This is a genomic window from Fusibacter ferrireducens (genome assembly GCF_015352425.1).
GTDB lineage: Bacteria > Bacillota > Clostridia > Peptostreptococcales > Acidaminobacteraceae > Fusibacter_A > Fusibacter_A ferrireducens.
Genome location: NZ_JADKNH010000001.1, coordinates 81304 through 104682, shown reverse-complemented (window position 1 = coordinate 104682; position 23379 = coordinate 81304). Strand labels below are relative to the sequence as shown.

At 36.6% G+C, this 23379-nt stretch carries 16 protein-coding genes and 1 tRNA gene; 2 read left to right on the top strand and 15 right to left on the bottom strand.

Annotation, left to right across the window (positions count from 1 at the left end; translation table 11 throughout):
- Positions 1-39 precede the first annotated feature (39 nt).
- The 11 genes from ISU02_RS00550 to ISU02_RS00500 form a co-directional block, all read right to left on the bottom strand.
- Positions 40-2562: a DrmE family protein gene (locus ISU02_RS00550; RefSeq protein WP_194699828.1), complete on the bottom strand. Its 2523-nt coding sequence runs from the start codon at positions 2560-2562 to the stop codon at positions 40-42.
- A 371-nt stretch (positions 2563-2933) separates the two neighbouring features.
- Positions 2934-5939: an efflux RND transporter permease subunit gene (locus tag ISU02_RS00545; RefSeq protein WP_194699827.1), complete on the bottom strand. Its 3006-nt coding sequence runs from the start codon at positions 5937-5939 to the stop codon at positions 2934-2936.
- 10 nt (positions 5940-5949) lie between these two features.
- Positions 5950-7155: an efflux RND transporter periplasmic adaptor subunit gene (locus ISU02_RS00540; protein ID WP_194699826.1), complete on the bottom strand. Its 1206-nt coding sequence runs from the start codon at positions 7153-7155 to the stop codon at positions 5950-5952.
- Positions 7156-7236: 81 nt separating this feature from the next.
- Positions 7237-7842, bottom strand: a complete 606-nt coding sequence (locus ISU02_RS00535; protein ID WP_194699825.1) for a TetR/AcrR family transcriptional regulator — start codon at positions 7840-7842, stop codon at positions 7237-7239.
- Between the two features lie 104 nt (positions 7843-7946).
- Positions 7947-8588 (bottom strand): Crp/Fnr family transcriptional regulator, encoded by a 642-nt coding sequence (locus ISU02_RS00530; protein ID WP_194699824.1) that lies wholly within the window; start codon positions 8586-8588, stop codon positions 7947-7949.
- 203 nt (positions 8589-8791) lie between these two features.
- The gene (locus ISU02_RS00525; protein WP_194699823.1) at positions 8792-9724 is read right to left on the bottom strand and encodes a nucleoside hydrolase; all 933 of its coding nucleotides are present in this window, start codon (positions 9722-9724) and stop codon (positions 8792-8794) included.
- Positions 9725-9769: 45 nt separating this feature from the next.
- On the bottom strand, positions 9770-10693 hold the full coding sequence (locus ISU02_RS00520; RefSeq protein ID WP_194699822.1) for an ABC transporter permease: 924 nt from the start codon (positions 10691-10693) through the stop codon (positions 9770-9772).
- Positions 10683-11774 (bottom strand): ABC transporter permease, encoded by a 1092-nt coding sequence (locus tag ISU02_RS00515; RefSeq protein ID WP_194700298.1) that lies wholly within the window; start codon positions 11772-11774, stop codon positions 10683-10685. The genes ISU02_RS00520 and ISU02_RS00515 overlap by 11 nt, the downstream gene beginning before the upstream one ends.
- 1 nt (position 11775) lies before the next feature.
- On the bottom strand, positions 11776-13302 hold the full coding sequence (locus ISU02_RS00510; RefSeq protein WP_194699821.1) for an ABC transporter ATP-binding protein: 1527 nt from the start codon (positions 13300-13302) through the stop codon (positions 11776-11778).
- Between the two features lie 32 nt (positions 13303-13334).
- A complete protein-coding gene (locus ISU02_RS00505; RefSeq protein ID WP_194699820.1) occupies positions 13335-14375 on the bottom strand; it encodes a BMP family lipoprotein in 1041 nt (346 codons plus the stop codon).
- A 429-nt stretch (positions 14376-14804) separates the two neighbouring features.
- Positions 14805-16787, bottom strand: a complete 1983-nt coding sequence (locus tag ISU02_RS00500; protein WP_194699819.1) for a sigma-54 interaction domain-containing protein — start codon at positions 16785-16787, stop codon at positions 14805-14807.
- A gap of 267 nt (positions 16788-17054) precedes the next feature.
- Between ISU02_RS00500 and glnA the strand changes: the two genes are divergently transcribed.
- Entirely contained in the window at positions 17055-18482 is a 1428-nt protein-coding gene (gene glnA / locus ISU02_RS00495) for a type I glutamate--ammonia ligase (protein ID WP_194699818.1), read from the top strand.
- A gap of 124 nt (positions 18483-18606) precedes the next feature.
- Positions 18607-18680: transfer RNA gene (locus tag ISU02_RS00490), tRNA-Gly, on the top strand.
- Between the two features lie 147 nt (positions 18681-18827).
- Here the strand turns inward: ISU02_RS00490 and ISU02_RS00485 are convergent.
- The 4 genes from ISU02_RS00485 to ISU02_RS00470 all read right to left on the bottom strand — a co-directional run bounded on the left by ISU02_RS00485 (position 18828) and on the right by ISU02_RS00470 (position 23323).
- A complete protein-coding gene (locus tag ISU02_RS00485; RefSeq protein WP_194699817.1) occupies positions 18828-20345 on the bottom strand; it encodes an alanine/glycine:cation symporter family protein in 1518 nt (505 codons plus the stop codon).
- Positions 20346-20515: 170 nt separating this feature from the next.
- Positions 20516-21370, bottom strand: a complete 855-nt coding sequence (locus tag ISU02_RS00480; RefSeq protein ID WP_194699816.1) for a DNA-binding domain-containing protein — start codon at positions 21368-21370, stop codon at positions 20516-20518.
- Positions 21370-22671, bottom strand: coding sequence for a sensor histidine kinase (locus ISU02_RS00475; protein WP_194699815.1), 1302 nt, complete (start codon positions 22669-22671; stop codon positions 21370-21372). The genes ISU02_RS00480 and ISU02_RS00475 overlap by 1 nt, the downstream gene beginning before the upstream one ends.
- 34 nt (positions 22672-22705) lie before the next feature.
- Positions 22706-23323: a class I SAM-dependent methyltransferase gene (locus tag ISU02_RS00470; RefSeq protein ID WP_194699814.1), complete on the bottom strand. Its 618-nt coding sequence runs from the start codon at positions 23321-23323 to the stop codon at positions 22706-22708.
- Positions 23324-23379: the final 56 nt, after the last annotated feature.

Here is a 23379-nt window from a genome sequence, read left to right as displayed (position 1 = left end):
TTACTTTTTATAGTAAACACTTTTCTCAGAATTTTTAACTTAATCTAAATAAAACTTGTTTGCGTACGAGGCATCAATTGTTATATTGTTGGTAATTTTGTCAATTTTCAACACTTTAATTTTACCCACTACTTCCAATTCAATTTCTGATTGTAATGTCATTTCGCTATTTACAAATTTACTTTTTATATATTTTCCTCTTAAACTTGAATATAGTAATTCAGATAATTTTTTCCCCGCTGAAACATGTGCACTTTTAACTATTTTACCTGCACTATAAATTTTCTCTACTTCTTCTGGGTGTATTTTATTTGAATCTAACGAAAGAATTAATGATACATGATCAAAATCATTTGGCATTATCATATGATCATTGTAAATCCAATTTCTAACACAACTTTCCGTAACGCTGCAGCCATTATTACTCAACGAGTAATATAATTCACTGAACTCCGATGTTTCTAATTTATTTTGTAAAACTTCTTTCCAGCGACAGGATATTTGTCTTACATCATTATAACCATTTGAATTTAAAATATTGTCAGCCATTTCTCTTATAATATCTTTTTGAGAATCCCTTATAACAATAATATCACCTTCCAATAACTGACCAGCACTTTTTTCTTGTATTCTATTTAATCCTATTTCAATAATATCATTAATAACAATAAGTTTATGATTTTTTTTAAAAAATGCAATTCCTCCTTCATAAAAATTAACTGCTATTACTTTTTCTTTCAAATGACTGCTATTAGTTTTATACAATGAAAATTGATAAGTATTAATTAATTTATCCATATCTATTATAAATTCAGAATTTAAAACACTCTCTGTAAAAATCATTTGCCTATTGCTATTTTCAAAATCCAATTTGACATCTTTAAGAATTATTTCATTTGAACTTTTTATAGAAAATTTAGCCCAATTTCTAGTATGTGTTTTTCTCCAATGTTCTTCAATTTCATACAGCAAAACTTTTATCTTTGCTGTCTTATTCGAATAAAAAATAGATTTCATATGGTTCTCACCAAACCAACCAGAGCAAATTACAGCATCAAAAAAAACAGAATCTTTTTTCTTATATTCTTGCACTGTTTTTACGACAACTTTCAAATTCTTTTTATTATAATGAAGACGCAGAATATAATCTTCTACTCGTTTTTTATCAGCTCTATTCTTAATAATAATAGCTACTTTTCCTTCTGAGCACTGAGATATCAATTTTCTTAACAAACTAGATTTATCGTTAGTTCGATTACCTGCTAATATAATTAAATTTTCTGTTAAATTTGCCAACATCTTATGTGTGTGTGAACAGATCCTTTTAGAATTTGCTTCTATCTCTTTTCTAATTTCATAAATTTTATTTATTATATTCTCTCTCTCTATAGAATCTATAATTATTGGTATCAACAACAATCGATAAAAGATGCCAACTAGCTTAATATAGGCATCAAAAAATTCTTCTTCTAAATCATCATCACTTTTTATTTCACGAATGTAATCATACACAATAGCGAATTTATCATTTGGGCAATGAATGCACTCCAAATCATGATTTACATAGTTATTTAATTCTAAATCTAATTTATTATTTAAACTCAAATTTGGCATTTGTTTTACCAGTTCTCGTGTCCATTCCCATATGCTTGCATTCATTTTTTCTAATTCAATTATATCCGTTTTCTTAGTTAAATCCGATATAAAAAGCGTCTTTACACCATACTCCTTTATTTTTTGATGTGTATAATATTCTGCTTCTAAATCAGTCGCATCAGTTATATCAACAATAAGTTGCTTTACTGAATCATGTGACTCTATATACTCATGAGCTTTATAAATATCGGATGCAATAACTATACTTGGTATCCCTTCTAATTTCCCTGTTGATACATCAATCAGACCACCATTATAATCTAATCTTACCGTATATAACAAATCAATAAGAGGTTGTTTGTTAATGGTTGTAGTCTTAATAAAATCAATAAACTTACCTTGATTAGTTACAATACACACACTACTATTTACATGCGTTTTCAGTCTTTTGGCTTTTAAAATAATGCCATCACTTTTTAGTTTCATATTTTCTAAAGTCTGCCTCTTATGCTCAGAATTAAATTTCTTGTCTTTTGATAATTTCTTTTTAGTTTTAGTATACTGCAGTAGCGGGGCAGATTCTAGCGGTATTCCAGTGTTGGTATCTGCTGTGCGAACCCATATTCTACCAATACCATCGCTATAATCAACTTTATCAAACTCAACAATACTATTACCGCACTTCAATAGCTCTCCACTTTTAAATTGATCTATAATGTTATCATTAAAATTAATTTTACTAATTATTTCAAGTTGGTATAATACAGCCATCAAATAAACATAAACGAATGATTTTGGCAATATTAGCCCGAGATTTCCATCAGTTATTTTATTAAGTTCTAGGCTTAATAAAACAATACTAGGTATATTGGTAACATTAGGAAAGCCATCTATAGAAATTTCCAGTTTATTGTATTCTTCGTAATTTTTTACAGTTTTTTCTATATATTCTTTCCAAGATAGCATATTTCACCTCTTAAATTATACTTTGTGTAAATATTTTACCATAAATAGCAAATTCATAAAATACCAGATCAAATTAATTAGTGGGGATTCCTGATCAAAATATATAAAAATGAATACTCCTCCATTTTAAAAAAATTTATCTAAATATCTATAAAAAAGTTTGCCCTCGTTCACATTCAGTGTATAGGGCATTTATTGAACATGTAAAAAACCATCCCCCACCCACCTATATACACCAGCAGGGCTATCCGCAGCGCAAGCGAGGACTCTAGTCCGAAGGGTGTATATAGGTGGGTGGGGGATTTTCATATTACCCAAAAGTTAGAAATGAGAACGGTATAAAAAAAGTCGGCCGATATATGCGAATGTGGCTACTCCTTTCCAATAACCATACTCACCACCAACGGTATAAACACCAATGTCAGCATCGTTGAAATCAATAAGCCCGACATGAGCGCAATGGCCATTGGCTTGAACAACTCGCTGTTTGAAATCACCAGTGGAATCAACCCGATCACCGTGGTTATGGTGGATAGCATAATGGGTCTAAACCTCATCACAGAAGCGGTTCGGCACGCTTCATCTACATCTAACCCTTCTGCCAGTTTACTGTTAATATAATCCAAAAGCACGATTGCATTGTTGACCACAATCCCAATCAAACTGATGATGCCCACCAGAGCAGTAAAAGAGAGCGGTTGATTGGTGATAAACAGTCCAAAGACCGACGCCGTCGAAGCGAGTGGCACCGTCAACAGAATAATAAAGGGCTGTTTATAGGATTTAAATTGAATCAATATAATCGCATAAATAAACAACAATGCGATAAGGGCACTGATGCCCAAATTGCCAAAATTGGATTTGATCTTTTCCCCTTCACCATCAAACTCAAAGGAGATGCCCTCCAAATCTTTTGCCTCTAACTGCTGGCGAAACAAACTTACAATCTCTTGACGACTATAACCACTGAGGACATCACTGGACACCTTGACCGCATACTTTTGGTCATACTTTATAATCGTTGGATTTACGGGTTCTAACACAACTGTTGCAATGTCTTTCAAGAGGATTTTATGATCAGTGACAGATGACTTAATCGCTAAGTTCTCCAGAGCTTCAATACTGTCCAAATTGCTTTTGACGATAATATCACTTTCCACACCTTCACTTCTGTAGATACTTGCCTCACGACCTCTCAGTGCAATACTCACTTCATTTAAAGCATCGTATTTGGAAATCCCCAGATAAGCGGCTTGCTCTTCGTGTATATCAATTGAAAATTCATAAACTTTTTGACTCAAATCGGATCTCACATTCTTAGTCCCTTCAATGGATTCAAGACTGGTCACAGCTTGTTCTGAAATCGTTTTGAGCTTGGTTTGATCTGTACTAAAGAATCTGATATTTATAGGCGCACCTATTGGCTCAGCACTCTCCAGCTCTTTTACCGTTGCTTTGCCGCCAATTAATACGGCGTCTATTCGCCTTTGCAAATCATCGGCATAAGGTGTATTTTTATTGAAATCCGTTTGATCTAAAGCCACTTTAATGACAATTTGTGCATTGCTTGGAATCGTAGTCGTAATACCCATAGTCTGATAAAATTTTGGAACGCCACCCCCTAAAGCCGTGGTATAGCTCACAACACCAGGATCATTGCCCAAGATCTGTTCAATTTGATCTGTTACAGTCTGAGTGTATTCAATATCCACATTGCGATCTGCTGTGACATCGATATAGAGCAAATCCTTATCCGCTTTTGGGAAGAAGACAACATGAGTCATCCAAACAGTTGATCCCAATAGAATGATGCAAGCCAACCCCAATGCCAATGCCATTTTCTTATGAGCAAGTGCATAGTTCAGCATCTTATACACAAAGGTTTGATCGACAGTAATCACTTTCTTAGTTGATGGTTTAAAAAATATATAGGCCATTGCAGGCGTCACAAAGAGTGCAATCAGATAGGACGCCGAAAGTGCAATGATGACAATTATCGGCAAAGCTTTTACGAAATCCCCCGCTATGGAATTTAACATCAAGAACGGTGAAAATGCACCTATGGTGGTTAACGTCGAAGTCAATACAGGGATGCTCACTTCCTTAGCACCATTTACACAAGCCTCTAATTTGGGTTCGCCAGCATCCAACTTGTGTTGAATGGCATCGCTTACGACAATTGCGTTGTCCACCAACATGCCCAAAGCCACAATTAATGCGGTTATGGAAACTTGATGAATCTGAATATGAAAAACGGCCATCATGACAAAAGTAGACAATATGGAAAGGGGTATTGCAAGCGATACGATTACTGCATTTCGAGCACCCATGCCAACTAAGACGACGACGATCACCAAAATAATCCCCATGAATAGATTGCCCAGAAAATTGTGTATGGCATCGTCCACTTCCTCAGGTTGAAAAACCACTTCTTTAAATTCAAGATGATCAGGCAATTCCTTTTTAATGGCCTCAATTTCTGTTCTAACGTCTTTGCCTATGGTCACAATGTTTTTATTCTTTTCAAAATAGCCAGTAATCAAAATGGCCTTCTGCCCTTGGCTTCGATATTTTACCAATCCTACTTCGTCTTCAAAATAGATTTTCGAAATATCTTTGAGCCTCAATACCGATCCATTTTCACTGGAAACGCCAATGATAATATTTCCTATATCATCAAGGCTCTGAAAAGTGCCATCCATGGTCAAATTTATCTTAGAACCGTCATCTTCTATTTTACCCGAGGGAATCTCAATATTTTGACTTTGAATGAGCTGCTTAATTTCATTGAAAGACAAATTCAGTGCATTGAGTTTTTGATAATCAATTTCAACTGTAAGTTGTTTTAAAATCTCACCAGAAATTTCAAATTTTGCAACACCATCCACGCGAGATAGTTTAGAAATGACTTCATTACCATAATTACTCAACGCTTCGTAAGAGTACGTATCGCTTGAAAGTGCAATTAAAATACCCGTAGTTTCTGTGACATCCGTATTGACCTCAATCGTCAGCACTTCATCGGGCAATTCAGATTGGACATCCACCATGGCACGTCTGAGCTTATCCCAAGTTGCATCCACATCAACCCCGTATTTAAACTTGACGACCATCGTTGAAACACTGTTGTTGGAATAAGAAGAGCATGCCTCATAACCCTCAATATTACTGAGCGCTTTTTCAATTTTAGAAGTGACCAACGCTTCCACATTTGAAGGGGATGCCCCTGGAAAGATAGCTGTTACAATGGCAGTCGTAGCGGCAATATCAGGCGCTTCTTGCTTCGGTGTAACATTATAAGCATATAGTCCCATCAATCCAATCAGGGCTACAAAAAACAGCATTATTTTTCGATTTAAAATTACTCTTTTGATCATCTTTTTCCCCTTATTGTTCCATTAGACTTACAAGTTCGCCATCTTTCAATTGATTGATATTTTTGGAAATCAATAAATCACCTGCGTTTAGACCGCTCACTAAAATTTGGTTGCCTATGATTTCCGATTTATGAACAACCTGTCTGGTCACATAGCCTTCTTCATACAAGAACACAAAATCTTCACCATCATTGAGAATGCTTTCAATTGGAATTATGACGCCGGATGCTTCACCAATCAAAAGCCTGCATTCGACAATTTCACCAATCAATAAATCACTGTTTTTTAGTGTCGCTTCAATTTCATAAAGATGTGTTGAAGCGTCGGGCACCTCTGCAAGCCTTGTAATCGAGCCTTTCAATGCCAAATCTGTACATAGAAATTCTTGACCTAACTTGATTTTTTTAAGATCTTCACCTGTGACACCCACTTTTATAATCTGACTGTCTTCTCGAATGACAACAGCGGGATACCCTGCGGGAACCGTTTCATCCGCTTCATACAAAATTGAAACAATCGTTCCAGAGACCGGTGCCCTTAGAACAGCATCCTCCAGTAGGGATTGCTTGGATTCAAAATCTGTCTTTGCCATTAAGTAATTGGCCTGCGCCATTGCAACATCTTCAGGTTCAGCACCTCGTTTTGCCTTTTGATAGAGTTGTTCTGCTTGGTCTAAATTCTTTGCTTGAAGATTTAAGTTCAGTGTCAACTGATCTAGCGCATCTTTTGAAATGCCACCTGATTCATAGAGCAACTTGCCGTGATCCAGCTGTTTTTGAGCATCATTATAGATTTCTTGTGCCTTTTCCACATTGCTTTTGGCATTCTTTAGTTCCTCAGAAGACGTCCCTTTTAGAACCTTCTCATATTGAGCCAGTGCGACCTTCATTTGATTTTCTGCTGCGTTTTTCGCGAAAATAAGATCTTCCTGATCAAGTATCATCAGCTGATCCCCTGCATTCACGCGATCACCCACAGCAACTTTAATGCTTTCAACTTTACCCGTGCTTTTAAAGCTTAATTTTTTCAGACTTGAAGATTCAACCCGCCCCACATAATTTAAACTGACATCATAATTCGTCATTGCCAATTTTTTCACCGTCACTGGTTTGACCACAACTATTGGGGCATCCACTTGGCATGTTACTTTGAAGACAGTCAAACCCAAAGCCCCTAAAATTATAAGCGTTAAAATCACTCTATTTTTTTTCGACATATATGCCTCCTGTTTGTATGATATATTTCAATTGAATTCGTATAATGAATTTCAATTCGCTATTGTCTTAAAAAAAAGAATCTATTTATCAAACAGACTCATATAACGCTCTTTAATCATACCAAAAGAAAATTTGATAAAGTTTTCAAGCGACTCATTTAGTTTTGCCTCTGGCACACTGGCCACTATGGAAATAAAGCCATAAACAATTGAATTGGCAAAAGCTCTGTAGAATATTTCATCATGCATCTGCTTCTGAGTGTACATTTCAAAAGAAACTTTAAGACTGGCAGATAACATATTGATAAAAGTACTCATCGTTTCATGAAATTCAAGACTACCCGGATCTCTTATGACAATCCCTGCAATCCGCCTCTGATTTTGAAACAACTCAAACAACCTCTTATAGGCTCTAGACGTTAGGAAATCAATGTCTGGTTTTTCTTCCTGTTCAATGGTGGCATGCACTTCTTTGGTCATCAGTTCGATCCCCAAATAGAATGGTTTAATGATTTCATCGTACAAACTTCTCTTATTGGGAAAATAACGGTATAGATTGCCCACAGATATGCCCGAGTCTTCGGATATTTCTTTCATCGTCGTCTTTTGAAACCCGTTTGCCATAAAGCAATTGATTCCTGATTCAATAATTCTATTCTTGATTTCTTCTTTTAAAACTTGAGCCATTAGCGAACCTCTATTCATTATTATATTGTTATTATAGCGCACAATGGCATATTTGTTAAGTCCAATTTTATTAAAAAACAGCTCTATTGATCAAAGCATCACTTTCACGACTTATTCTCGAAAGCCTTCATCTGATTTTGGATCGCTGCTAAGTCGACAATTTTGATCATACCGACATCCAATTCGATCATATCCTCTTCTGCCAAATCACTTAAGACTCTGTTGGTGCTGCGAAGCCTTCCAGCGATGGCAGCCACCAATTCATCTTTTGGTATATATTTATGACCTTTTTTTGCCTGTGTTAATAAATAATACAGTACTTTATACTTCATCGGATATGCCATATTGATCTCTGTGTTAAGGCAAGCTTCGTAGAGTTTATCTGCTAGTTGTTTTAACACATAATCATTAAACGCGCGATCGACATTTATCCATTCTCTGAATAATTCATTATCAATTCGAACTATTTTGCATTTTCTAACAGTAACAACGTTGGATAGTATTTCCATACCATTAAGGGCTTCTACTTCACCGATCATCTCATAGTTGCCGTACTCGTACTCGAGCATGTTTATGCCATTAAGCGCTAGCCTATAAATATTGACTCTGCCCTCTATGAGAAAGATGACTTGTCTGGCTCTAGAACCTTGCTCCATTAAAACGATACCTTCTTCGACCTCTTCCGTAATAAATTGATCCGCTATATACTTTGGACAATTACCCAATAATGCCTTTAATTCAATCAAATGATTCACCCCATTCCATTTTAAGTTAAAAAATATAAGGATTCAACTCATGTTTCGTATACCCAAATTAAGCTTTATCTTATAAAACTTTGCAGTACATAAGCTATTTTGCACTGCAAAGTTTGAATTGTTCAATATCAATTTGAGGGATTCAGTGCTGATTTAATCGGTTTCATAAAAGAGCTATTTTTCAATGAATTGAATCAATCTATGATCAGTTCAAATAATTTTTGCTTAAAAGCTGCCCCATTTAACACACCACAAAAGGTGGCGTTTGGTGGTTCGTTTAGAATTGACAAATAATCGATGACAAGTTGTCCACTATTCATTTCGCTTTTATATTCCACATAACAGTATGCATCATAATTTTCTACAATTTCAGGATAGAAGGCAGCCGCCACGGTTGCAGGGTCTGGCAAATCGAAACCCTGGTGATTTAAGCGCTCTAAATTAAATGTCTGTAGTGACTTATTACACCTCACGCAGAACTTCGCTGTTTCTGATCCAGAATTGTTTAAAAATTCTAAATCATCCAGATTTAAAAACGACTCCCCCATACTCGCATCCCAGCCGACAAAATATAAGGGCAACCCTGATGCCGCCACAATTTGGGCCGCTTCAGGATCAACGTAAATGTTAAATTCTGCAACAGGCGTAATATTGCCTGACTTCAGTCCTGCACCGCCCATAATCGTCACTCTTTTTAATTTCTTCAAAATCTCAGGCGCTTTTACATAGGCAACTGCCAGATTCGTCAAAGGACCCAGTGTAATCAGTTCCAATTCTTGATCATCATGCGCTTCAATCATGCGGATCATCGCATCTACTGCATGTTCTTGTTCAATTTGAATTGTAGGGTCTGGCAGATTCATTTCACCCATACCATCACTGCCATGCACATATTCCGAATCTACCAGTTCTCTCAATATCGGTTTAGCAATCCCTTTAAAGACAGGTGGTTTATAAGTGTTCGCCATTTCAACCGAAATAAGTGCATTTTTCACAGCGACATCTATGGGCACATTGCCTGCAACCACGGTTATCGCCTCTACTTTTACCTCTTTTTCTCTTAAAGCCATAATCAGTGCAACGGCATCATCAGATGCTGTATCTGTGTCGATTATAAATTTTCTCATTCTAATACCTCCATGGTAATTCTAGTTTATTTCATACTTTTAATTTTATCTTTCGTAGGGTATACCCAACGCTTTCGGCGCACTTGATTTGCTTTTGAATATAATTAATGTGATTATGGTTACAAAATAGGGCAACATGGACAAAATCTTGCTTGGAAATTCAAGATCTGTTCCACCTATGAATATGACAAGTGATTGTGTAAAGCCAAAAAGTAAACACGCATTCAAAACGCCTGTTACTTTCCATTTACCAAAAATAACCGCTGCAAGTGCAATAAAACCCTGCCCTGCAATTAGAGTTGGTGAAAAATGCGAAGACAATGCGATACTCATGGATGCACCCCCTATACCAACAATAGCGCCTGAAATAGTAGAGGCCATAACTCTGAGATGATAGACATTAATGCCTAAAGTTTCTGAAGCTTTCGGGTGCTCTCCAACAGATTTAATTCTCAAACCAATAATCGTTTTGTTCAAAAAAACCCCAATTACAAGGACTAAAAAAAGTGCTAAATATACTGTAATATCTTGATGAAAAACAAAATCTAGAAAGGACCCCTCTGTAAATATATTTGCAAACAATTTGGGTAGCTTTTCTGACGTGTCTATAGTGGGCGTATTGGTTGATCCGTTAAACAATTGTTTACACATAAATAGCGAAATCGCAGGTCCAAGAAAATTTATAGCGACACCCGACACAATTTGATTTGCACCAAGGTAGACGGATAACAATCCATGTACAAATGCAATAGTGCCTGATGTTAAGCTGCCTGCCATTAACCCAAACCATGGATTCCCAGTAATCGTCGTAACTGCTGCTGCCGAAAAAGCACCTGCTACCATCATGCCTTCAAGCCCAATATTTACAATCCCTGACTTTTCTGATATCAGTCCACCCAATGCCGTAAATAATATTGGCGTTGAATACATTAACGTCGCACCAATTAAAAAAGCGATACTATTTATCATATTGTTCACCTCTGTTTCTAATAAGCACCTCAATGATTTTTGGCACAGCTATGAATAGAACAATCATTCCAATGATCACATTGATTATTTCCGATGGTGCACTGATAGGCGGTACTTGAATCTTGGTTGCACCATAACGCAAGCCTCCAAAGAGCAATCCTGAAAAAATACATCCAATAGGAGAACTATTGGCAACCAAGGCCACAGCAATGCCTTCAAAACCAAGACCTTGCATCGCAGCTAATGTTGTAATCCCAAAATTAACGCCTAATACTTGAATCGCACCACCAGCACCAGCCAAGGCACCAGCAATGAACATGCCCAGTATTTTATTGCGTTTGATATCTATGCCCGCATGTTCAGAAGCATTTGGATTGAGGCCCACTGCTTTCATTTGAAACTCCAAAGTGGTCTTTTCTAATATGATCCAGCATATAACCGCCAATATAATGGCGATAAAAAAGCCCCAATGGAATTTAACTTTTTCTAAGTCATATAAAAAAGTGTTCGTCTTTTCCAAAAAATCATTCGATGAAATTATGGTGAGTTTTGCAGATGCCTTAATTTTATGAGAGACATTCATCCCTTTATTTAGAAAAGGCGTGTCAATCATATAATTATAGAAATAAAATGCAATCCAATTCAGCATAATGGTAGAAATAACTTCATTAAGATCAAATTTAATTTTAAGGTATCCAGCTATGCCGCCAAATATACCAGCACCCAGCATAGCAATAATGATTATAATGATCGGATGAATACTGCTGTTTAAATCCAGATAGTATCCACAAATTACGGCTAACAATGCGCCGATCATGTACTGACCTTCAGCGCCTATATTGAACATCCCAATTCTAAAGGCAAACGCAACGGATAAGCCCGTCATAATAATCGGCGTGGCCTTAAGCAGTGTCCACAATATATATTTGGGTTTTGCAAAAATCCCTACAAATAAAGTAGAATAAACTTGTAATGGATTGTAGTGCGCAAGGAGTAAAATAATGCTTCCTATAACTAAACCCAAAACGATGGAAGTCACAATTAAGAATATGGACTTGAACTTGGTGATCTTACTGAGCATTTTATTCCCCCCCTGCCATGAGTAATCCAATTTTTCTTTCTTCAATAGCTTTGCCCTCGAGCATGCCAACGATTTTGCCCTCATAAAATACCAAGACTCTATCCGATAAATCTATAATTTCGTCCAATTCATGCGATACCAACAGTATTGAGCGTCCTTTATTACGATGTTCTATAATCATTTTATGAATATACTCAATAGCGCCGACGTCGAGACCTCTGGTGGGCTGACAGGCTATGAGCAGCTTTGGATTGTCAAATAATGCTCTTGCAATAATCAATTTTTGTTGATTTCCCCCAGACAATGCACTTGCTAAATAATTCGGATCATCTGGGCGAACATCAAAAGCTTTTAACCTACTTGAAGCCTGTTTGCGTATGCTTTCAAAATTGAGAAAACCAAACTTAGAAAACGGTCTGATAGCATACTTGTGAAGGATCAAGTTAAACGCTAAATTAAAGGGGAGAATCAACCCCATTTTTTGTCTATCTTCTGGTATTGTGGATACGCCAGAATCTATTATTTCTCTAGGCTTTTTATGAGTTATATTATTCCCTTCTATAAAAAAATGCCCACTTTCAATTTTTCTTATCCCTGCAATGGCTTCGACAAGTTCAGATTGACCATTCCCGTCAACCCCTGCAATCCCTAAAATTTCACCTTCTCTTATGTCAAAGCTAACGTTATTAACAGCCCTAATGCCCCTATAGTCATTTACACATAATTTGTCCACTTTGAATAATGTTTTAGAAAAATGATGCGCTCGTTTTTCAACACTGAATTCTACTTTTCTACCCACCATCATAGAAGCCAGTTGATCTTCATCCGTTTCTTTCACATCCACTGTAGCAACTAATTTGCCATGCTTTATTATGGTACACCTCTGTGCAGATTTTTTTATTTCCTTCAATTTATGCGTAATGATTATAATGGAGTGACCGCTTTCTGACAAACCTTTTAATACGACTAACAAGTCATCAATTTCCTTTGGTGTTAGAACTGCTGTAGGCTCATCTAAAATCAATATTTTAGCGCCTCTATACAACATTTTAACAATCTCGACCTTCTGTTGCATGCCCACTGAAATATCTTTTACTTTGGCCTCTAAGTCAATCTCAAAGTTATATTGCTCAAGAAGCGCTTGAATTTCGATTTTTGATTTTTGGAGATCCGTAAAGACCCCCTGTTTTTTACACTCTCGGCCCAAAACAATATTTTCTAATACTGTAAACGAATCGATCAACATAAAATGTTGATGCACCATGCCGATGCCATTTTTTATTGCAGCAGATGAATTTTCCAAAACTAATGTTGTCCCATTTACTTTTATTTTTCCTGAATCGGGACAGACTAATCCATAGGCTATGTTCATTAAAGTCGTTTTTCCCGCGCCATTTTCACCCAACAATGCGTGGATTTCATTTTTTTTTAAACGCATGGTTATATTGTCATTTACGACTTTTGAACCATAGCTTTTATGGATATCAAGCAATTCAAGTACATAATTGTTATTCTCCTTATCATTCATTACTGCCTCCGTTAATACCATTAGAAAATTAATTATTGATTATAAAGCGCATCATACGCTTCTTTATTCTCAGGAATAGAAAGAGCACCTGAAATGATGTCTTCCTTTATTTGATTCACTTCATCCAATATTTCTTGTGGCACATGTTTATCTGAGTTTGGCGAGATCCCCACAGCTCCCTCCTTCAAACCAAAGGCAACATTTCCAGAAGCATATTCTCCACTTTTTGTAAACTCATTAGAAATTGTAAATATAGCTTGATCCACATTTTTCATTGCAGAAGTGATGATATTGTCAGGCGCAAGTTCATACTGATCTAAATCCACGCCAATGATATATTTGTCATTGTCTTTAGCGGACTCAATACATCCCGTACCCGTTGCACCTGCAGCAGGGAAAATAATATCGATATCATTTTGGTACATTTGATTTGCGATTGTTTTGCCCAAGGCAACATCCAAAAAATTATTCGCATACTGGACTTTTATTTCACAATCAGGATTTGCCTTTTTTACGCCTGACATAAAACCATATTGATAACGCAAAACGGGTGGTATTTCCATACCGCCGACAAACCCCACTTTGTCGGTTTCAGTCATTTTGCCTGCAATATAACCCACTAAGAAAGCGGCTTCATATTCTTTAAACTGTACACCCACCAAGTTTTCTGGCGGATTAGGAAAATAGATGTCAATGCCACCATACATTTGATCAGGATTTCTCTCCGCTGCTTCCATCAAAACATCTTCCATAAAATAACCAATGCCCCAAATCATATCATTGCCTTGCTCGTACAATGTCTCTAAGTTCGTTAGAAAATCTGATTCGAGCTGAGACTCGATATATCCAACTTCAAATCCCAATTCGCTTTGAGTTCTTTGGAGTCCATTCCATGCGGACTCATTGAATCCTTTGTCATTGACACCGCCACTGTTCGTTACCATAGCTACCTTAAAAGCATTTCGGGCCGTATCTTCGCTTTTTACAGCTTCATTCACCTCATCCTTAGCCTGACAACCAACAAACACCCCCAAAATTAACGCAAGTAAAAATATCATTTTAATTGCTTTCATGTTCTTCCCTCCTCGTATAATTTGTTCATCCAATTCACTTACTCCATTGTGTATTATAGATATATGAAAATTATATTAACTTTCATTGAGAAATTCGAGGTCATTTGACCTCAACTGCATTGGGGCCAAACTAAGATTGCATTAGATCGATTTTCGCTGACGCCGCTTTTGGCTCAAATCTTGTTGCATAGAACAACATTTGTGTCATCTCCCGATGCCTCAAATCGATTTTCGCTGACGCTGTTTGAGGTTGGACATTCCTCTTCACAGCTTTTGGCTCAAATCTTGTTGTTTTAAAAAAAAAATCTCTGCTTTTCAATGGGATAGTGGAGGTTAAAGCTTACCACTATCATTGAAAATAGAGATTTTTATGAAAACGATATAAGATATAATGTAATATCAAAAATTGACTCATGTGTTATTTACGATTTACGACGAAGATTTCAACCGACACCCTTTCCTCCCCGGAAAGATTTCAATCACCCCATCATCCGCTAATTGTTTAAGAATCTCTCTGATCTCACTCTCCGAGATCTTATAATAGCGTTTACAAAAGGCCTCATGTATGGATCTTCGACCTGTAGCAAGACCGTTTTGGGATAGATCCCTCAAAATTTCAAGCACAAATTTTGCTTTATCCTCCTTGGATTGAAATTTTAGACCCATTCGCTTTTTCTGTGAAGCTGGCAGATTTTCAACCACAAATTTGCCATCGTCGATCTTTAGCATGTATTCAATGACATTTCTAAGTTCTCTGACATTGCCGGGCCAATCATAGTTTTGACAAAACGCCATAAATTGTTCGTCTATGCTTCTATGATCATTAAAGGTTTCAAAAAAGTGCTCTATGAGCAAGTTAATGTCTGTTTTATGTGCTCTAAGCGGTGGTAAGTTGATTTGAAAGACATTTAAACGATAATACAAGTCATCTCTAAAAGTCCTCTCGTTCACCATAACTTCAAGGTCTCTGTTGGATGCTGCAATGATCCTGACATTCACACTTATGATGGAATCGCCCCCCACCTTCATGATCACCTTTTCTTCTAGTGCCCTTAAAAGTCTTGCTTGTAATTCAAGGGGGATTTCACCGATTTCATCTAAAAAAAGCGTTCCGCCACTGGCCTTTTCAAAGACGCCCATTTTACCACCCTTTAAAGCACCTGTAAATGAGCCCTCTTCATAACCGAAGAGTTCTGATTCAAGGAGGTTGCTTGGGAGCGTCGCACAGTTGATGGCAATGAAGGGTTTATTTTTCCTTTCAGAATAGTTGTGAATCGCTCCGGCGAAGAGTTCCTTCCCCGTGCCACTTTCACCAATTAAAAGTACAGCAGAAGAGGAGTTTGCGACTTTTTTACTGATTTCAATCGCTGCCACCAGTTTGCTGTGATTGCCTAGAATATCCTCAAAATTGTATTTTGAATAATACCCTTTGCCAACGAGTTTTTTATGCAATTGATTTTGTTCCCTGAGCAATTCATTATAGTACTTTAAAATAATGAGTCTGCCAAAATAGACCTCATCATAGATTACTTTTTTAACACTTATGATCAAATGCTTGTTATTAAACTTAACCATTTCACCATTGACTTCTTCTGGACTCTCCAAAATAGCCAGTTCTTTATTTCTACTGACCAATTGATTCAGTTGCTCCTCTTCGAGGTATTCCTTTTCAAGCCCAAAGATTTCAGAAGCCTTCAAATTAGAAAGTTGAATTAAGCCCTTTTCATCACAAAGAATAATACCATTGTCAAATTCATTGAGTAAAACCTCAAGTTGACCCAACAGCATTTTCTTATCGTATAGTGTATTCTTAAGTCCTCGCCAATACGTGGGGACTCTAGAGGCATACTTTTTAATCACCTTTTCTGCAAATTTACGCTCTATATTGAGATATGCAATAATATCAAGAATTGTGGAAGTATCAAAGAGTCTATTGCCAATGTTGATGACTTCACCACTGAGGTTTTTAATACATGCAAACTCATTGGGTGTGATAATATAATCCACTACTTTGGGGTTGACCACGCCCTCATAATACGGATACAGCTTTAAATTCTTAATGCCCAATCTATAGAGGGTCGCCAATGTTTCATTGGCCATAAAACTGTTGATGTTGACCACATAAGCACTTTTACCGCCTTCGATGAGCCTAAGTGCATCTATAATTTCCTTAGAAATTGTCCGCTTCATCATCAATATTGGGGCGTTGCATTTAATATTATCTATAATCTCAATCAGGATGCTTGGGTCTGTATAGAGAATGAGATCCACATTTGAAATATAGGGTTTATTCACCATATTCGGAGTGTAATAATCCACATCAATTGTATTTTCAAATATATTTTTAAGTTCTTCTATGAAGTAATTCCCAATGGGGTCGTCAATCGCTAAAACGGCAATTTTCTTTTTCATGATTCCTATCCACCTGCACTTTCTTATGTAATAAACACTTCCTATCCGACACCTGCTATCATAAAATCATCACTTTATCGGGAAATATCCCATTTAAATTATTTATCATCCCATTAATCTCACTCTTAAAATATCACAAACGTTGAAAAAGAGCAACTTGATATTTGGCATGTCATTTGCGTTTATAAAATACAGATCATTCTTTTTCCATAGTAGCGCATGATCTCATAATAGCGCATGATCTCAAAAAATTTTTGGAGGCGACATATGTTTAATACTTATCTAGAGGCGAAACAGTATATTGAAGAAAACCAAATCAAAATTCTAGATTTTAAAATCACAGATATGTTCGGAAGATGGCATCATCTATCCATTCCTGCATCACGGTTCGATGAAACGATTTTGAAAAACGGCATCGGTTTCGATGGTTCCAGTTACGGAATTTTAACCGTCGAAAAATCGGATATGGTGTTTATCCCAGACATTACAAGTGCCTTTGTTGCACCCTTTCAAGCGATTCCCACGTTGACGATGATTGGCAACATCTATACCGTGCACAACGGTCGCGTTCGTTTTGATGATGATCCAAGGTATGTCGTTGAGAAAGCAAAAAAACTTTTAGTGGATTCAGGTATTGCAGATACGGCCCTTCTCGGTCCTGAATTTGAATTCTATATTTTAGATGAAGTCTCTGTTACAACCGAAGTCAATCACATGGAAGTTAAAATTGACTCTAGGCAAGGCATTTGGAATTCTTCCAGCAAAGAAAATAATAAGGGCTTAGCTATTCGAGATCACAACGGATATCACCTTGATAAACCATTTGATGTCAACTCAGATTTTAGAGATCTCGTCACGCTATGTCTTGAAGCAAATGATATCCCCGTCAAATATCATCATGGTGAAAATGGCGGCCCAGGTCAAGTAGAAATCGAAGTCGTTCACGGCGATATTGTAGAGATGTCAGATCGATCTTTAAAATTAAAATCCATACTCAGGGCCTACGCAGAACATTACGGCAAAACGATCACCTTTATGCCAAAACCCTTTAGCGGTGAATGCGGCAGTGGCTTACATGTTCATATTCACCTCTTTAAAGAAGGCAAACCTCTTTTTTATGATGAAGCTGGATACTCAGGACTTAGTCAGATGGCACTGCACGCCATTGGTGGCCTTCTGAAACATGCGCCTGCAATTATGCCTTTTACCAATCCAAGCACCAATTCATACAAGAGACTCATTCCAGGTTTTGAAGCACCTGTGAGCATTTGTTTTGGCACTGCCAACAGAAGTGCTGTCATAAGAATTCCGGGATATGCTACAGAACCTCATGAAAAAAGATTTGAAATCAGATCACCTGATGCCACATGTAATCCCTACTTTGCATACTCCGCAATACTAATGGCCGTCATCGATGGCATTGAAAATAAAATAGACCCAACCGCCGAAGGTTTTGGCCCTTATGACATAAATCTCTATACACTTGACGAAGATAAAAAAAAGCTTGTTAGAGGCCTCCCGACAAATCTCCTAGAAGCCGCTGATGCCCTTGAAAACGATTATGAATTCTTGCTCAAATCCGGCGTATTTACAAAAAATATCATCCAAAATCAAATCAAAAAAATAAGAGCAGACCATATGAAAATCGCACAGCTACCACATCCAGAAGAGTACAAAATGTACTATAATCTATAGGGATCTGAGTACCGTCTAAAAATTGCATCTTCAACGCTTTTAGACGGTACTTTTTTTAATATAAAATAGAATGAATGACTTTTCAAATGTTATTTTTTCTAGTATAATAAGTGTTGTGATATATGCGGGTGTAGCTCAATGGCAGAGCTCCAGCTTCCCAAGCTGGCTACGAGGGTTCGATTCCCTTCACCCGCTCCATTTTTCGCTCTTTTTGAAAATTTTAATGATCATTCATCATATTAACCAATGCTCCGCTTATTGAATTTTTCATAGGTGGATTTTTTATTGCCTACTTATTGTGAATTAGCATGCTCCATAAGTATACTTATCTATTCATATTGGTCTTTATCTGTTTATATTGGTCTTTATCTGTTTATATTGTGTCTCTTTTTCAAGCATGACGGCTTGTTCTTTATAATTGCGTTCCACAATGGAGTGCCAGAGTTCAGCATTATCAATACCAATTCTCTCTGGTATAAAGACAGGATCTACGCCTAGCTTCTTTTGTGCTTCATAATCTTTGAGCGTTGCAAGTCCTGGTTTTGTAAGACATAAAATTGCGATGATATTGATCCATGCCATTAACCCGACCCCAATATCTGCTAAGTTCCAAGCAAAGTCCGACGTTCTCACAGCGCCATAGAATGCCATAACCACGATCATCCATTTGACGATGTTTTCAATCCATTTAAGATTTTTACTGTTTTTAGCTAAGTAAGCAATATTGGAATCTGCATAGTAAGCAAATGCCAGCAAAGTTGTAAATGCAAAGAAGAACAATGCAACTGCTATAAATGGTCCTCCAAACCCAGGAAAAATGCTATCTATAGCGGCTTGTGTAAATGTAGGCCCCACAGTCACGTCAGGTAGGTTCTCAATGAGAAAGCCACCCGATGGATTTGCCACATTATAAGCCCCAGTTGATAAAATTATAAAGGCTGTTGCACTACATACAAAGAGTGTGTCAATGTAAACTGAAAATGCTTGAACAAGCCCTTGCTTAGCCGGATGTGATACTTCTGCTGCACCAGCTGCCTGAGCACCCGTTCCCTGACCCGCTTCATTGGAGTAGACACCACGTTTTACCCCCATCATAATTGCCATACCAAAAACTGCCCCGAAGACGGCATTTAAATTAAAAGCTGAACTGATAATCAGCCAAAACATTTCTGGAATCATTCTAAAGTTAATAAGAATTATTGCTAAAGCCACTAAAATATAACTTATCGCCATAAATGGAACCGCTATTTCAGCAAACCTGCCAATCCTCTTTACACCACCAAAAATGACAATGGCATAAAGTATGGATACAAATAGGCCAGTGTACAGTGGCGCTATTCCAAACGCATTTTTAGCGGAATCCGCTATATTAAAGGCTTGAACGCCAGGACCTGTAAAACCACAAGCAAGAACGGCAGACAGTGCAAAAATAACTGCAAAAGCCTTATTCTTAAGTCCCTTTTCAATATAATACGCCGGTCCACCGCGATAATCCCCACCAATCTCCGCTTTCCAAACTTGTGCCAAAGCGGATTCTATATAGGCTGACCCAGCACCTAAAAAAGCAATCGTCCACATCCAGAATATCGCACCCGGTCCACCATAAAAAATAGCCGTTGCTACACCAGCGATATTCCCCGTGCCAACACGTCCCCCTAGCGCCATGGCAAACCCTTGAAAAGGTGAAACCCCGCTCTCTGAACTTTTGCCTCCAATCAAATGTCTAGTCATGTCCTTAATTAATCTGATCTGAGGAAATCGTGTTAATATTGAAAAATAGATACCTGCCCCTAAGCAAAGAAAAACCAAAGGTTTACTCCACAACATACCAGCCACTTGACTTGATAATTCTAACCAATTCATATTTTCCCCCTAAATGAACTTTTTTATATTTCCTTTTTTATAAACTACTATTTTTACAACTTACCGTTCTAATCACCTCCATTTATGAATTAAAGAAAAAATAAAATCCTTGTCTATACTACTTTATATAGTATAAACAAGGATTTCATAATGCTTCATTGTGCTTCAAATTATTCTGAATATTTAGACAATAACATCAAATTCTCGATAAATTTATCAACATTGACGCGACCACCTGTTTTCCGATGACCTCTAATCCATTCCATTTCTAGCCAAATATTTCTATAATCATACAGCTTGTTGGCATATTTTAAGAAATATTCGTTGAGGTTATCTTCAATTCCAATGTGTGCTAAGTTGCGCAATCCCACTAAAATTGCCCTTCTCACTCTTTGCTTAACAATTTTCGCATTTTCATTAATGCCTAAACTGTAATCTCCTATTGAAAATTCACACCCATTTTTTGCATTGAGTTTGCCCTCGCAAATTTCTATTAGATTCACGGCACCTTTCTCTCCCAACACTGCTAAATCACTCAGAATTCTCTTTATAGTTTCCAAATCACCGTTTTTCTCATTTGGATTGTTTTCTTGACATGCGGGGTCCTTGCTACAATCATCTGAAATTAACCTCTTCAAAGTTTCAAACTTCTTTGTTAATGCTATAATTTCAATGACGGATTCAATAACACTTTTGACTTCAATTACATTAATGGGCTTTTGGATAAAAAATTCAACACCTGAATTGTAAACCTCCCCTTTGAGATTGGCATCACTCACTTGAGAGATCATAATAAAACGCACTTTTGGATATTTTTTAGAAACCATTTTAATCAATGAATTACCATCTAATTTGGGCATTAAATAGTCCACTAAAATAATATCCGGTATATCCTCTAAAATCTCTTCAACAGCACTAATGCTGTCCGTTTCATATCCAATAACGACTCCTAGATTATGCTTCTCTATAATATTTTTCAAAATCAAAATAATATTGATATCATCATCTACAATATAAAATCTCATCAAAGCGCCCCCTCCAAAATAGCTTTAGGCATACGCACTAAAAATTCAGTGCCTTTCTTCATTTCAGATTTTAAAGAAATGCTCCCATTAAATTGATCTTCTACAATACTCTTTACAACAGTAAGACCAACACCACGGTTCATATCACCTGTTTTGTCATTATACTTTGTCGTATAGCCCGGATTAAAAACGTGACTTAAAACTTCAGAATGAATGCCCATTCCATTGTCTTTAACAGAGAATAAAGCGTCATGTGCACTTAATTCGCATGTGATTTGAACACAGCCATTAGATTGATGTACCATGCTTTCAATTGAATTCTGAATAAGATTTCCAAGCACAGACATCAATAAAAAATGGGATTTTACTAAAAAATCATCTTTTAAGTGAAGCTGGATTGCAACACTCCTATTTTCATTCAACAATTGCTCTTTAGTATTCGCAACGAGAATTTTTAAAACTTCACTAACAGGCATTTCCTCAAGTTCCAATTGTTCTGGATAAATTTGCTCGATTCCCTGTATGACTCTCAAATAATCTTTTTTTATCTCGTGAATATCTTTTGCCACTTCGAGCAGAATTTGTTGTGTTTTGAGATCGCCCTCTTTTTCATTAAGCGATTTATAGGCATCAAACGTATACTTCGTTACAGCTTCAATCCGATCCATATTTTTTTTCATAAAATAAATTTCGCTTTTAAAAGTAGAAGCCATGGCCAGCAGATTTCTGTATCGCATTTCATGACTTTGCTCATTTAAAAAGGCTTGATAGTGTTTTATCGATATAATCAACACAGATAATACGAACACTCGCAAGAAAGCGACTAAAACTAAAATACTGAATTCCTTATAAGTAATTGCTGTAAAACCAACTCTTATGAGCATTTCAACAAGATTCGATATCAAATCACAAAGCAGTGAAGCCACAAGAAAACGATTAAAGGTTTTATCTTGATTCTTCTGATAAGCATAATAAAATACGATGCCGTAGATCACATAAAAAAACACTTCTGGAAGTACTATGTGAAATGCATGACCCACTGTATATTGACTTAAAAGCATTGTCCAACGCATCAGTGGTGATATAATCGCCACCGATATACAAATAAGCAATGCGTTAATATCTATATTTAAATAGAGCAAAAAAGGCAATATCACCACTGCTAAACTGATAATAAACCCCTCTGTGAACAGGGATAAATTGAAAGTTGCCGCCACAGAAACCGCTATTGCACTCATCATTACTCTAAAAAAGTGCGTCTTGTTTACTTGAATTCTCACACATCCTAATTTGCTTAACATCTTACATCCTTGCCATACTTCAGTATTTTGGAACCTATTTTCTCAAAATATAATCTATAAAACCTTGCTTAATACGTGCTCCTTCAAAGATTCTCTCAATAATGCGTCTTTCTTTTAAAACAAATGTCATATCTTTAAAGTACTTTTCTGCCTCATCGTAATCAAAATAAGAGTGAATGACTGGTTCATCATCCGTCTGTTCATATTGATTCTCCCCCAAGTGCGGCCCTTCTCCACATCTGAAATCATCCACAGATAGAAAATTGACAAACATCAATCCACCCGGTTTTAAAACACGTTTCATTTCCTTTATGCTCTTCTCTATCTCAACTTTTTTCATATGGAAAATAGAATTATAGGAGTAAACAAAATCAAATGATGCATCTTCAAATTTCAATTGGGTCATATCCCCTTCTAGAATATTTAAATTTTGATGATTTTCACGTCCATATGCATTCGCCATTTCAACTTGCTCTATTGAAAGTTCCACCCCTGTGGTTGTATAGCCATAATCATGAAACAAACTAAGTGGCGGTCTATTACCACCTGCCCCGCAATCTAAAATCGTTTTATTTTTGGACGCGGACTCAGCGTCCTCACAAAACTTTAAAAATCGATATAATGGAATTTGATTAAAAACTTTTGAATTCATTCGTGAACCTCCTGCTTTTACATTTCCTATTTTTAGAATTCATTATTTGTCACATA